This is a genomic window from Halobacillus sp. (assembly GCF_049282395.1).
GTDB lineage: Bacteria > Bacillota > Bacilli > Bacillales > Halobacillaceae > Halobacillus.
The window spans coordinates 1-14,186 of record NZ_JBAPTY010000161.1; the positions used below are offsets into that span (position 1 = coordinate 1).

A 14,186-nucleotide genomic window follows, 5' to 3' on the forward strand; every position below is an offset into this window, starting at 1 on the left:
AATAAAGTTGGGTTGATGGGGAAATGGCGAGACTCCCATGGGAGAAGGAACTAGGTGAGATCCCGCAGGGAGTGAAACGAGCGAGGAAGCTCAACGTTCCCCCATAGGAAAGCGAGTTATTTCCCCACCAGCCCTTCTGCATACAACATAACGGATCCAAATTATCTTGAAACTGAGTCTTCAACTATCCGGCCCGATAGTTTCATAAGAAAGGGCACAAATACCTCTAATAGAGCCAATTAAAAAACCGTCCCTTAGGATAGTTGAAGGACGATTTTTATATCAATATATGTTTATTTACCTTTGGAGCTGCTGGATTAATTGTTCAATAACGTCCTGAGAAGAGAGGACTTCCGAAGTTTCGGAGCGCTGGATGATATCCTGCAGCACCTCTTTTAAATTTTCCATTCGTCCCACCTTTTCTATCGTTTAGTATCTTACTATTCTATTTACTTAAGTCTTCGATGGAAAACATCTTTTTATGAGGGGAGCATGACACCTGACCGACAGTTAAATCAAGATTATTCTCCCTTTAGTTGCATCATTTTCAATTTTTCAACAAATAATGTATGCATTCTTCCAATCTATCATCTTATCATATAGCAATATTCGTCATTTGAATAGTTTTTTCTTCAAAAATATTTTAAAAATTAATAATAGTATATGAATGTTCATTCAATTCGTGAAGTGTTTACGTCAAATTATGACAGAAGCCTACTTCCTTTAATAAGAAAATAGGCTTCTGTCAACTATAATATCGGGGAAACTCGTCCCCCCTATTCTGGACGGCCCATTCCCTCTGTTGAAACTTTAAGGCGTAGCTTTCACGCTCAAAGCGGTGGATACTCTTTTGAATGGTTTCGATTCCTTCCTTATGATGGCTAAAGAAAATGACGACTGGATGTAAGAGAGAGTCATAGAAGAACACCGGATTCAAACTGCGGTGGACTTGGCCAAAGCTCCATTCCTTAAACAAATCAAGGTTCCTGACCAATGTATCATCTAAAATGGACGCCTCACTCAGGCAGCTTCCTTTTCTAGTGTAGTCAGATAGATGGTGATAACAGGAGGCAGCTTGAACATATGAGAGAGGGGATCCGTCTCCTCCGACAGCTTCCATAGCTTCCTGCTTTAGTCCGCGATCAGCGGCCCTTGCATAAACCACTCCCTGCTGACTGATCACCTGCCAGCCATCTTTTACGATCAGCTGGGAATATTGTTGTATAAGGACGCTTATATTACGAACGGTATCGGGGTCATACCTGTATTCCGGCAGCTCTTTTACGACAATATTCTTTTTAGCCGCTCCCCTTGTAAATAAGACTTTTCCTCTCAAAACTTTCCCTCCCGTCTCAAAGGAGTGGCTTTTTCTGTTCTAGAAAACGTTTAATGTCTTCCACGGTTAACCCCAGTTTTTTTGCCTGCCTCATGAGCTCGAGCCATTCTATATCTATCTGTACCGTTATCTGACCAGTCATTCCATAGCCACACCTCTCTACCACCATTCACTTTGCGTTTTTTTCTGGTTCGTCTCCCCAACGATAGGGCAGCAATTCCTCAAGCGGTACCTCCAGGGTCTTTGCGAGCTTTCCCATAACGATGAGCGATGGATTTTTCTGAACGCCTCGTTCAATGTTACTAATATACGATTTGGATACTTTGGACAGTTTTGCAAACTCATTCACTGATAAACCCTTCCCAATCCGAAGAACCCGAATCTTTTCCCCTATAGTTGCCAATGTCCTCCATCCCCTTTTCCATGTCAAAATTTATCTAAATGTTGTACATTTTGTTCTATTTTGTATCCTTGTTGTTCTTTATAAAGAATATTATAAAACGACTCTATTAAAAAGAAAACCGCCAAAATTCACAATAGAGAACAACTACGTTCTTCACACTCTTGTTTTCTCCAAATATCTCCAAATATTTTCTATTTTAAGAACAAAAAAAGCCGGCTGATCTATAGCTCAGCCGACTTCACTCTTCCATAATATGATGTTTTTTGCGAAATTCATTTGGTCCGATACCTTCTATTTTTTTGAAAACTCTTGTAAAGTAGCTCTGACTATTAAACCCAAGCTTCATACTAATATCCAGCAAAGTAAAATCAGAGATGCTCAGCAGTTCTTTCGCTTCTTTCACCCGCTCAATATTAATAAATTGAGATATTGAAATTCCTGTTTCTTTCTTGAATACTCCCGATAAATAATTCGGATGGACATTCATGGCAGCTGCGATCTCCTGCAGGGAAAGGGAGTCACTTAAGTTCTGGAAGATATAGCGCTTGGACCGCTCGACTAAAGGAGAATACACCGGTTCTTCCTGAGCTCGCTGCAAACGGCTCATGAAGCTTTGGATAACATTCTCTTCTAATTCATGAAGTTCTTCCGTAGTCTTTTTCGTTTCTAAATAGTTCATAAAGAACTCGCTGAGGGACATCACTTCGTCCAGCTGGGCTCCCCCTTCCAGGCACAACTGATTCAATTCCCCTATCAGACGGATCAGTTGATTCTTCTCCAGTCTCACTGCATTCGAATGACTGGCTGACGAGAACAATTGCTTTCTCCACTCCCGATAGACCTCCAGCGCCTCTGCCTGACCAAATTTGAATAAGTGTATAAAACGTTCCTGAAGCTGATAGTTGTTGTTCGGAGAAGCTTCGTTCCTGAGATAATGTTCATACACCTTCTGGACCGGCGCATGTTTTCCAGGACGATGTCCTTCCTGTTTTCCGGAGAGAATTCGTATGAGAATTCGTTCCATGGATAACAATTGCACGGGATTCAGCACTGGTAATTGATCATAGTAATTTAATAATCTTTCCGTCTTACCTTTATAGTCTGAGTCAGCTTTTACAAAACCATCAATTTCTTTTTTTCCGATCTCTTTATGTAAAAAAGGACCAAAAACGATATCCACTGGTTCTTCATGTCCGATCTTCATAGAATACAAGAAAATACTCTGTCCAAATTCATCCGAGAATTTTTCTAAGGTGTTAGGGCTTTTTCTGCTGGTTTCTAAAAAAGGGAAGAAGCTTTTTTTCATGAAATCCGGAGGCTGATGAAAGCTGTCTGGAAATTGAAAGGTTAATTTCCGTTTATGATTCAAAAGCAGCACAGGGACTTGCAGTGCAATCGAACAGTCCTTCAATAAGTGGGTAAGCTCATGATGGGACATAGTCATATAGATACCCCCAAGTATAATCCTTTTTTACTATTATACCTGAATCCAAAAAAATAGCACCCCTAAATGATTAGGCGGTGCGTCTATTCTAATGACTTCCTCTTATCGGAGGGACCTTTAATATAATTTCTTACTTCATTGATCGTCAGCCCCATGGCCTTTGCCTGCTTTAATAAATGTACCCAGTCCTCATCTAATTTACTCACACTCGGCAACGTTCTCATCTCTCTAAACCTCCCCAAAATCCTCTAGGTTTCTGTTTAAAGATTCTTCATTTTTTATCTATCAAAGAATCTTCCTTCATCTGGAAATGTATTACTATTATAACTGATTTTCTGCAACTGATTTTGAACATATTTAACTATTTTTTAAATATAAACATTTAATTTTAGAATATTCCTAATAAAAGAATGTAGTAATTTGTAATTTATAGTATTTAAATAAACAAAAGCCGATATGGCTGCATCATATCGGCTTTTGTTTATTTAATTTTAAGAATACATACGGTTCCATGTAGTCGTCAGTACCCGGAAGGTATCGCGGTCCTCCGAATCTATTGCCTGATCGATCAAACGCCTGAGATTATTCTTTTCGAGCTCCAGAATCACTTCATTCGTTTCATTTTCTTCCGGTTTTGTAAGTTCTACCTCTTCCTTTTCATAGTAAGGTGCGACGATGGAATGAAGATGCTGTAGAAAATCCGGCAGCTGCAGAAGATCGGCCACCGATACATACACTATATTTTTACCGCGTTGAAATACGAAAATATCGAATACATTATGAACGCGCTTACGTTGACGGTCAATGATGATTTCTCTGGATTCCATAGGGACGAATTGGTAGAGTTCATTGTCAATAAATAATGAAAAGTACTGGTAGGCTAGCACAACTCGGATAAAGCGCTTATCTTCCTTCACGTAATATGGTTTCAGCATTTTAATATTTAACACAGTGCCCACCCCTTTAATTTAATCTGAATTTTCAGTATTTTATTCTATTATCGCTGATTTGTCAACAAATTGAAAGTCTTTTATCTTGAATTCAAGGTTGAATTTCAAATATTTTTCAGAATCTTACCCCTTTCGTGATAGGAATCGCAGCTATTCTACTTACATTTTCAGTTCCTCTAAGAACAAAATAAAAAAGTCCCAGCTTTCCATACGGAAAGCTGGGACTCTTAGTTAAATCAAAGCATGCAAACGGTCATTGACGGTTGCTTTTAATGCTTCAAGGATCTTCTCGCTATCATTTCGGGAACCGGATTTGGCTCCATAATAAAATTTAATTTTCGGCTCTGTGCCGGACGGACGTAAACAGAACCAGCAGTCGTCCTCGAGAATAAACTTCAGCACATTCGACGTTGGAAGTTCAATCTCCTCGGTGGCGCCTCCTTCTACATAATGACGAGTCATTGTAGAATAATCCTCAACAGCGACTACTTTCTTTCCGCCTGCTTCTGTAATACCTGCGTCACGGAAATCTTCCATAATCGTCTTGATTTTATCCGCTCCTGATTTTCCTTCAAGCTTCACGGATTGAAGATCTTCAAGGAAGTACCCGTGCTTCTGGTAAAGCTCTTCCAGAGCATCAAGCAGTGTTTTGCCCTGATTCTTATAATAAGCACCGACTTCTGCTATAAGAATCGCCGCCTGTACGGCGTCTTTATCACGTGCAAATGGTTTAACTAAATAACCATAACTCTCTTCATATCCGAACATGAACTCATATTCGCCGCTCTGTTCGTACTCTTTGATTTTTTCACCAATAAATTTAAAGCCTGTCAGTGTATCTAGCGTGCCGATGTTATGAGCATCCGCGATCACCCGGCCGAATTCAGAGGTCACAATGGTCTTAATCAGGAGTCCATTGTCAGGTACATCAGGAGAATGCTCCAAAATATAATCAAGCATAAGAGCACCAGTCTGGTTTCCGGTTAACACCTGATATTCACCGTTTTTATCCGGTACAGCCGCTCCCATGCGGTCCGCATCAGGGTCGGTTGCAAGCAGTAAGTCAGCTCCTACTGCTTTTCCTTGTTCAATCGCCATAGCAAAAGCCTGATGTTCTTCCGGATTCGGCGAAGCAACGGTCGAGAATTCAGGATCCGGCTGCGCCTGCTCTTCTACAATAGCTACGGAAGAAAATCCACTCTGCTCCAGTCCTTTTTGTACAAGGTCACGTGCCGTTCCATGAAGAGGCGTAAACACAAGAGAGATATCTTTTTTAATATCCGGCTGTATTGTTACGGATTTAAGCTGCTCCAAATAGGCAGCATCTATTTTTTCATCGATCCAGTTGAGCAGTCCGTCATCTTCCAGTTGCTTCTGATCGGCTGCATCTACATTCAGTTCGTCTTCTACTTTATTAACAAACCCGATCATGGATTCAGCCTGAAGAGGAGGAAGCTGGCCGCCGTCCTCGTTATAGGCTTTGAACCCATTGTACTCTGGCGGGTTATGGCTGGCTGTGACCACCACTCCTGCAGCGGTCTTTAAATGACGCACAGCGAAAGATAGCTCCGGCGTCGGGCGTAAGGAAGTGAATACATATGAAGGAATACCGTGGTAGCCGAGCACACGGGCTGTTTCCACTGCAAACTCTTTGGACATATAACGGGAGTCGTAAGCAATAGCTACGCCGCGGTTCGAGAGCCCCCGATCATTCACATACGTAGCGAGCCCTTCGGCAGCTCTTCTGATCGTATAGATGTTCATCCGATTCGTACCGGGTCCAAGCTTACCGCGCATTCCACCTGTACCAAACTCGAGGTTCTTATAAAAGGCGTCTTCTAAAGACTGCTCATCATCTTCAATCTCTTTTAATTGCGACGATAGATTTTCGTCCATCTCTTTAAATTCTTTCCAGCGATTGTACTCATTTTTCCACATCCATCCATCACTCCTCTTGTAGTTTATAATGATTATGACTTATTGGAACGGGAGACGATAAAAGAAGCGTTTCCTTTCAATTCGAATGTGTCTACTGTAGCAGGGATAATAAAATGATCCCCGTTTGAAAACGAATAAGTCTCCTGATCAATCCTGACTTCTCCATTTCCCTGGAGAGCGCTTACTAACAAATAAGGATTGGGCTTCAGCTCCCCGCTTTCCCCTTCCAATTGCCAATGAAAAACAGAAAAATACTCTTCTTCTATCAAGGTTTCCTGCCTGAGGTCTGCCTGAACTGCATCTGATCGATCAATGTGGGGATCTCTATGTGGAACCGTTATCACTTCCAGTGACTTATCCAGGTGCAGTTCCCGCTTCTCTCCATCGTTTCCTACGCGATCATAGTCGTAGACGCGGTACGTGATATCCGAACTCTGCTGGGTTTCAAGAATCTGAATGCCAGCGCCAATCGCGTGGATCGTTCCACTTGGTACATAAAAGAAATCCCCAGGCTGAACGGGAATCCGCCTAAGCAGCCTCTCCCATTCTTCATTCTCCACCAAATCCTGTAATTCCTTTTTATTCGAGGCATGATGACCAAAAATAATTTCAGAGCCTTCTTCGGCATCGATCACATACCAGCATTCTGTTTTCCCGTAATTCTTTCCTTCAATTTCGCGTGCATATGTATCATCCGGGTGGACTTGAACAGATAAGTCCTTCGCAGCATCCAGAATCTTCACTAACAATGGAAATTCTTCTCCTTCTTCCTGGGCGAACAGTTCACGGTGTTCCTTCCATGCTTCAGCCAGCGTATGGCCTTTCAATGGGCCGTTCTGAATCGTGTTTGAACCATTCGTATGGCCGGAAATGCACCAGGCTTCTCCTGTCTGATCGGAAGGGATGTCGTACTGAAAAATTTCTTTAAGGCCCGTACCGCCCCAAATCCGTTCTTTGAATTCAGGCTGTAAGAAGATAGGTTCCTTATACATGAGCAACTCACCTCTTTTGCTTATGATTACCCCTTATTATATCACATTACCTGCCACAAAAAGACAAAAACAGACCAGACCAAACTGGAAAATACTGTTTGACCTGGTCCTCTATTTATTTCCATACCCTCTAGCTGGTCCTGGTAATTACTGGGGGACCTGAGGTAGAAAGAATAGGAATAAATGGGTATTATTTGTTTTTGTCGAGCATGCCGTCTTCGTAACCGAAGGCCCATGTAAGACCGAAAGCTACTCCAATAGCGATTCCGTTTGCGATGATGTAATTGGCAAAAGGGAACAAGCCATCCAAGTATAGAAGCATACCAGGAATTACGGTGATCGCCATTCCGGTACCAGCGAGTCCCATAAGAGAAGCGAAGAAACCGCCGGCCGCTCCACCAATAAGACCCATAACGAAAGGTTTCATATAACGCAGGTTAACACCGAAAATGGCTGGCTCTGTAATTCCAAGGAATGCAGACAAGGCAGATGGAAGGGCCAGAGCTTTCATTTTCTTCTGTTTTGATTTCAAACCAACAGCCAGTGCTGCTGCACCTTGAGCTGCAATACCTGCTGAAATTAGTGGGTTAAACGGATTTTCCCCTAAACGTTCAAGCAATTGAATTTCAAGTAAGTTGAAGATGTGGTGCACGCCTGTAATAACGATGACCTGATGCAAACCACCGATGATCAGGCCGCTAAGTCCTAACGGAAGATCCAGAACCACACGTGTAGCAGAGAAAATACCATTTTCTACGATGTGGAAGATTGGTCCTATGATGAATAATGCTGCTGTAATCATGATTAATAGGACTAGGAAAGGTGTCAGGATTAAATCCAGAGACTCAGGTATTTTCTTCCGCAAAGCTTTCTCAAGTTTCGCTCCAAATATACCTGTAATAAAGGCTGGAAGCACAGAAGCCTGATAACCAACTACGGGGATAAAGCCAAAGAACATGATTGGTTCGACTTCCCCGCCGCCAATATCCCAAGCGTTCGGAAGCGCAGGTGATACGAGCATTAATCCAATGACAATACCGAGCAGCGGACTGCCTCCAAACACTTTAAAGGTAGACCAGGCAACCAGTGCCGGCAGGAATATAAAAGCGGTGTCCGTCAGAATCTGTGTGAAAAGAATAAAGTTTTCTGAAATATCTTCAGGGGCCATTCCAAATAGTCCTAAAATCTGGGGCTGAGTGACAAGTCCACGCAGACCCATGAACAAACCAGTCGCAACGAGCGCCGGGATAATCGGAACGAACACATCACCGAAGGTACGGATCCAGCGCTGGAACCAGTTCCCTTGCTTCTTCGTCTCTTCTTTCATTTCAGATTTAGTTGTTCCTTCCACATTCAGCTTAGTAACCTCTTCGTAAATTCGGTTAACCGTACCTGTTCCGAAGATCACCTGCAGCTGCCCAGAGTTGTAAAAAGCACCTTTTACTTTGTCGATCTCTTCAATTGCAGAAATATCGGCTTTCTCTTTGTCGTGCAGCATAATCCGAAGGCGGGTGGCACAGTGAGCTACTGAAGCGATGTTTCCTTCGCCGCCGGCAGCCTCAATGACGTCTTTTGCGATTTGAGAATTCTCGGCCATTTTTGAAAACCCCTTTCTTGTAATAACATTGGCATGTAATCGATTACACATTTCATAAAAAAATATAAAACATTCAATAATTTCATCAAATAAGTGCGTCGATTTCAGTATTTCTATAAGGAATAAATTATGTTCCTGAAATGTGTGAACGATTACATGATTGCGTTTTCAATTAGAACTATACACTATCTCGTAAAATTAGTCTATACGTTAACTCAAATTTCTGCTCATGTTTTTCATTCTTTAATTTGGCCAGTAACAGTTCAGCCGCCTGTTGCCCCGCTTTCTTATTAAAATAATCGATCGTAGTCAGGGAAGGGCTTACATATTGAGACAAACTGGAAGCTCCTATTCCGACGACAGCCATGTCTTCAGGAATCCGGTAACCTTGTTCCTTCAAGTACTCCATAGCCCCAATGGCCATTCGATCGGTAACAGCATATACCGCACTTGGCCTGTTCTTACCGCTTGCTCGTAAAATCTTTTTCATCTCTTCATAACCGGAATCAATCGAAAAATCCCCTGTTCCCATCCAGTGGTCCTGGATCACTCCGCCTTCTCTTTCCATTACATCACGAAAAGCCTGTTCTCGAATAACCCCAACGGAAGGGTCGTTCCGGCTCACGCCTATAAAAGCTATTTTATGATGGCCTTTATGAATCAGCATATTCGTTAAATCAGCAGATGCGTGGTAATCATCATAAACAAGAGACGTTACTTCAGGAAGATCCTGACCGATCGCAAGGAAAGGAACATCCACGTCACGAATGGTTTGAATCAGTTCATCATTCACATTAGTCGCAAGCAGTATAATTCCATCCACATGTCTGCTCTTCAATAAACGGATGTATTCAATCTCTTTTTTACTGTCCAGTTCTGTATCCGTCAACAGGATTTGAAAGCCTTCTTTAGCTAACACTTCATTAATTCCATTCACGACACGTGTGGAAGTTTCCGTGCTTAGACGCGGCAGAATGACTCCGATCACGCCTGAACGCTTAGTCCGAAGCGATTTCGCTGATTGATTAGGCATATAACCGGTTTCTTCGACAATTTTCATAATTCTTTTTCGGGCTTCTTCACTTACGTACCCACTATTGTTCAAAGCTCTTGAAACAGTAGTCCGGGAAACGTTTGCCCTTTTTGCTATGTCATTGATTGTTGTCATAGGTTTCATCCTCCATGGAATCCTTTTCACATCATATCGTATTGAAAAAATTGGGCATTGTCTAGCATTTGGTAAAAAGTTTCCCTTCCAGCGCCCTGATACCCGAAAACATTTCTGCCAAAAAAGACCCTGGAATTCATACACTTCCAGAGTCCTTCACGATATGTAATCCACTCTCAGCTGCCAAGAAGCTCCAGAAAGCGCTGGCGGATCGTACAGTACATATACGTATCCTTATTCATATCCGTTATAATGGAGTAAAAGGCTGTCTCTGCTTTATACACCGCCTGCTTCCCTTCATCCTTGAATTCTTCCATCTTCCCTTCCACTCCCATCTCTCTGATGATTTGATCGATGACCGCATCATACTTCCTTAATGAATCAGGAAGCGGACCGGAATATAAACTGTCCATCATTGCTGCCCTTCCCCCTTTTTATTTTGTAGGTACAATTATTTATATTTTATTTGTCAAAATAAGTCAAGATATTAAAAATTAATACAATAGATTCATTTTTGTCGTTTTACGTCGAATAATTAATCATATTTAATATTTATAGATTTTTTCCTATAAATTACTCTGTTTTATTCATTTTTAACTAATAAAAATAGCAAAATACATCTAATGTAAAGTTTTAATAAATATGTAGAATTTGTATCTTTTATAAAAATTCGAATCGTCTGAGAATTCACTCTTGTACTCGCCTCCCCTTTCCGTTACAATGTCCTTTATATAAAGAATAATGTATATTTCAAGTGGACAAGGAGTGTGAACGATGAAAAATACCATTACCGTAGGGTTATTAGGTTTAGGGACTGTAGGAAGTGGAGTAATTGAAATTCTTCATGACCATAAGGAGCGTATTCAGCACAGAACGGGGTGCGAAGTTACGATTAAATCCGTATTGGTTAATAACGTGGAGAAGCCTCGAGAGCTTCCTGACGGCTCCACGAACCTGACCGATCGATACGAAGATATTACCCGCGACCCAGAAATCGATGTAGTTGTAGAGGTGATGGGTGGAATCGATCACACGTTAACCATATTATTAGAAGCGATTCAGCACGGGAAACATGTCGTAACAGCCAACAAGGATTTAATCGCCCAGCATGGAGCCGAGCTTTTTGCTGCCTGTCAGGAAAGCGGCAGTGATCTTTATTATGAAGCCAGTGTAGCTGCAGGGGTACCGATTATCCGTTCCATTATGGACGGCTTATCCTCTGACCGCATTACAAAAATGATGGGCATTGTTAATGGAACGACCAACTATATCATGACGAAAATGTCTCAGGACGGAGCCGACTTTGACAGTATATTAAAGGAAGCGCAGGACCTTGGCTTTGCCGAAGCGGATCCAACAGCCGATGTCGATGGTCTGGATGCGGCCCGGAAGATGACCATTCTTTCCATCTTAGGATTCTCCATGCCGTTTAATCTGGAAGATGTGGAAGTCAAAGGAATTCGCGGCTTATCTCTTTCCGATATTCAATATGCTGAAGAACTTGGCTATCGAATTAAATTAATTGGTATTGCTGAGAATGATGCAAATGGTGTATCTGTAAGCGTAGAACCAACCTTCCTCCCTGCTGCTCATCCGCTATCCTCCGTGAACGATGAGTTTAACGCGGTGTATGTGTACGGCGATGCTGTAGGAGAAACGATGTTCTATGGTCCAGGAGCCGGAAAGCTTCCAACCGCTACAGCCGTCGTATCCGATTTAATAGCTGTATTAAAAAATATCCGATTAGGTACAACAGGTACGGCTTACGTTCAGCCTCAATTCCCTAAGCAGGTTATGCCTAAGGACCAGCAGATGACGAAGAAATATATCCGTCTGCACGTACTCGATCAAACAGGCATGTTAATGGAAATAACGAAGATTTTCGCTCAGTACAATATCTCGTTCGATCAAATCATCCAGCGTTCCTATGAAGAAGATGGAGAGCGTGAGCTGATGATGGTCACACATCAAGTTAGTGAAGAAGACTTTTCCCAGGCGATGAAGGAAATTGAAACGCATCATTCCGTGAAAAGTGTTGAAAGTATTTTCCGAGTGGAAGGGGGCAGCTAAGATGTGGCAAGGATTGCTTCATCATTATCGTGAATTTCTTCCCGTAACCGACCAGACACCGAATCTGTCTTTACAGGAAGGCAATACTCCCCTTTTATCCATACCGACGATTTCGAAGGAGTATGGAATTGAAGGGTATGTAAAAATTGAAGGCGCCAACCCGACCGGTTCGTTTAAGGACCGCGGAATGGTCATGGCGATGGCGAAAGCAATTGAAGAAGGATCGAAAGCTGTCATCTGCGCATCAACCGGCAATACTTCTGCCTCTGCGGCAGCCTTTGCTGCCCGCGCAGGCCTCCGTTGCATCGTGGTCATCCCTGATGGCAAAATCGCGCAGGGTAAACTCGCCCAGGCCGTCATGTACGGTGCTGAGATTTTTTCCATTAAAGGTAACTTTGATCAGGCGTTAAAGATGGTAAGAGAAATCGCTGAAAAGGAACCGGTCACGCTCGTAAACTCTTTGAATCCTTATCGGATTGAGGGACAGAAAACTGCTGCCTTTGAAGTATGTGACGTGCTCGGTGAAGCGCCTGACGTTCTATCTATTCCGGTGGGCAACGCTGGCAACATTACTGCTTATTGGCGCGGCTTTCAGGAATATCATGAGAAATATGGCCATCAGCTGCCGAAGATGATGGGCTTTGAAGCAAGCGGTGCAGCAGCTATTGTCCGCAACCAGGTCATTGAAGATCCGGAAACGCTAGCAACAGCGATTCGGATTGGCAATCCCGCAAGCTGGGAAAAAGCGATTACTGCAAAAGAACAATCCGGCGGCTTAATTGACGAAGTAACGGATGATGAAATTGTAGAAGCGTATCAGCTACTGGCTCAAAAAGAAGGAGTATTTGCTGAACCTGCTTCATGTGCGTCGATCGCAGGTATGCTTAAGAAAGTGAAGAGCGGCGAGATTCCACAAGGATCAAAAGTCGTTCATGTTCTCACTGGGAACGGACTGAAAGATCCAGCAGCAGCGATTGATACAAGCCCGGTCAAACCCACGGTCATTGAAAATGATATCGACCAGTTTGCCGAGGCCATCTCAGGAGTACGCTCATGAGTACATTTCAAATCCGGGTACCCGCAACTTCCGCTAATCTAGGACCGGGATTTGACTCCGTTGGCATTGCTCTCTCCAAATACGTGACGCTCCAATGCCAGCCTGCAGATAAGTGGTCGTTCGGAGTGCCTGAGGTGGACCAGCCTCATATCCCATCCGGAAAAGATAATTTAATTTATATGACCGCCATCTATACAGCAACGGCTTACGGATATGAAGAACTGCCGCCGTACCATGTGGATTTGATCAATGATGTACCGATCGCCCGTGGTCTTGGCAGTTCCTCTACAGCCGTTGTAGGCGGAATTGAGCTTGCAAATCAGATTCTGAACCTTCAGCTTAGCCGCTATGAAAAATTACAGCTTGCCTGCGCCATTGAAGGCCACCCGGATAATGTCGCCCCGGCCATTTACGGGGGAATTATGGTTTCAAGCTATGACGGGGACCATTTAGATTTTGTCCAGTTCACCAAAGGACTCGATGACCTGATTTGGCTTGCCATCGTTCCTGATTTCCATCTGGAAACGGAAAAAGCACGCAGCCTGCTGCCTCAGAAAATCAGTTACAAGCAGGGCGTTCACGCCAGTGGTACAGCCAATGTACTCGTTGCAGCTCTTGCTGAGCAAAACTGGGAACTGGCTGGGAAAATGATGATGAAAGATCAGTGGCATCAGCCTTACCGTAAAGAGTTAATTCCTGATTTTGATGCGATCGCCGTCAAAGTGAAGGAACTGAATGCAGCCGGAATGTATATTAGCGGCGCAGGCCCAACCATGATTGCTTTATTTGAACAATTAAGCGAAGAGAAACTTGTTCTTCTGCAGAAAGAACTTCCCGCCTATCAGGTGGAAGCTTTACAAGTAGATAGTCACGGATTGGAAGTGACTTCTCCAAGTCTTCCAAGTGGACACGCTAAGTAAAAGATCCCGGTGATGGTTACATCACCGGGATCTTCTGTGTTTTTTAAAATTGGGTTAAGTAATGTTGCGAATTTTTATTAGAGGTCTCATAAACAATCGGGCCGGATTGTTGAAAAATCAGTTTCGAGATATCGGGTTACTGTGAAGGTCCGGCGGGGGACGATTCGCTTTCCGTGGGCATGTGCTGAGCCTCCTCAGGCTTCGCCTTCCGGGGTCTCACCGATCATGTTCATCCCACAGGAGTCTTTTATCGTCCCCCTTCGGACCTTGCCAAATCAAAAGCTCGAAACCACTTCAAACATCACCTGCGT

14 protein-coding genes are annotated in these 14,186 nt (G+C 43.1%); 3 read left to right on the forward strand and 11 right to left on the reverse strand.

Annotated features, from left to right (window positions below; all coding sequences use genetic code 11):
* Positions 1-745: 745 nt before the first annotated feature.
* From WAM07_RS07170 to WAM07_RS07220, 11 genes are all read right to left on the reverse strand, one after another.
* The gene (locus WAM07_RS07170) at positions 746-1,336 is read right to left on the reverse strand and encodes a hypothetical protein (RefSeq protein ID WP_422165843.1); all 591 of its coding nucleotides are present in this window, start codon (positions 1,334-1,336) and stop codon (positions 746-748) included.
* A 16-nt stretch (positions 1,337-1,352) separates the two neighbouring features.
* Positions 1,353-1,478 carry an anti-repressor SinI family protein gene (locus tag WAM07_RS07175; RefSeq protein ID WP_422165844.1) on the reverse strand — a complete coding sequence of 42 codons (126 nt, stop codon included), beginning with the start codon at positions 1,476-1,478 and terminating at the stop codon, positions 1,353-1,355.
* A gap of 27 nt (positions 1,479-1,505) precedes the next feature.
* On the reverse strand, positions 1,506-1,739 hold the full coding sequence (locus tag WAM07_RS07180; protein WP_422165845.1) for a helix-turn-helix domain-containing protein: 234 nt from the start codon (positions 1,737-1,739) through the stop codon (positions 1,506-1,508).
* 238 nt (positions 1,740-1,977) lie between these two features.
* Positions 1,978-3,183, reverse strand: a complete 1,206-nt coding sequence (locus WAM07_RS07185) for a helix-turn-helix transcriptional regulator (protein WP_422165846.1) — start codon at positions 3,181-3,183, stop codon at positions 1,978-1,980.
* Between the two features lie 83 nt (positions 3,184-3,266).
* Entirely contained in the window at positions 3,267-3,407 is a 141-nt protein-coding gene (locus WAM07_RS07190; RefSeq protein ID WP_422165847.1) for an anti-repressor SinI family protein, read from the reverse strand.
* Positions 3,408-3,674: 267 nt separating this feature from the next.
* Positions 3,675-4,133 carry an IDEAL domain-containing protein gene (locus tag WAM07_RS07195; RefSeq protein WP_014644718.1) on the reverse strand — a complete coding sequence of 153 codons (459 nt, stop codon included), beginning with the start codon at positions 4,131-4,133 and terminating at the stop codon, positions 3,675-3,677.
* A gap of 231 nt (positions 4,134-4,364) precedes the next feature.
* Entirely contained in the window at positions 4,365-6,071 is a 1,707-nt protein-coding gene (locus WAM07_RS07200; RefSeq protein WP_422165848.1) for a phospho-sugar mutase, read from the reverse strand.
* 32 nt (positions 6,072-6,103) lie between these two features.
* Entirely contained in the window at positions 6,104-7,063 is a 960-nt protein-coding gene (gene manA / locus WAM07_RS07205) for a mannose-6-phosphate isomerase, class I (RefSeq protein ID WP_422165849.1), read from the reverse strand.
* A gap of 190 nt (positions 7,064-7,253) precedes the next feature.
* Positions 7,254-8,660: a sucrose-specific PTS transporter subunit IIBC gene (locus WAM07_RS07210; RefSeq protein WP_422165850.1), complete on the reverse strand. Its 1,407-nt coding sequence runs from the start codon at positions 8,658-8,660 to the stop codon at positions 7,254-7,256.
* A gap of 178 nt (positions 8,661-8,838) precedes the next feature.
* Positions 8,839-9,828, reverse strand: a complete 990-nt coding sequence (locus WAM07_RS07215) for a LacI family DNA-binding transcriptional regulator (protein WP_422165851.1) — start codon at positions 9,826-9,828, stop codon at positions 8,839-8,841.
* Between the two features lie 176 nt (positions 9,829-10,004).
* Positions 10,005-10,244 (reverse strand): hypothetical protein, encoded by a 240-nt coding sequence (locus WAM07_RS07220; RefSeq protein WP_422165852.1) that lies wholly within the window; start codon positions 10,242-10,244, stop codon positions 10,005-10,007.
* Positions 10,245-10,602: 358 nt separating this feature from the next.
* Between WAM07_RS07220 and WAM07_RS07225 the strand changes: the two genes are divergently transcribed.
* The 3 genes from WAM07_RS07225 to thrB are packed head-to-tail and all read left to right on the forward strand — an operon-like array spanning position 10,603 to position 13,875.
* Positions 10,603-11,898 carry a homoserine dehydrogenase gene (locus WAM07_RS07225; protein WP_422165853.1) on the forward strand — a complete coding sequence of 432 codons (1,296 nt, stop codon included), beginning with the start codon at positions 10,603-10,605 and terminating at the stop codon, positions 11,896-11,898.
* Between the two features lies 1 nt (position 11,899).
* Positions 11,900-12,955 (forward strand): threonine synthase, encoded by a 1,056-nt coding sequence (gene thrC, locus WAM07_RS07230; protein WP_422165854.1) that lies wholly within the window; start codon positions 11,900-11,902, stop codon positions 12,953-12,955.
* On the forward strand, positions 12,952-13,875 hold the full coding sequence (gene thrB / locus WAM07_RS07235; protein ID WP_422165855.1) for a homoserine kinase: 924 nt from the start codon (positions 12,952-12,954) through the stop codon (positions 13,873-13,875). Before thrC ends, thrB begins: the two co-directional genes overlap by 4 nt.
* Positions 13,876-14,186 lie beyond the last annotated feature (311 nt).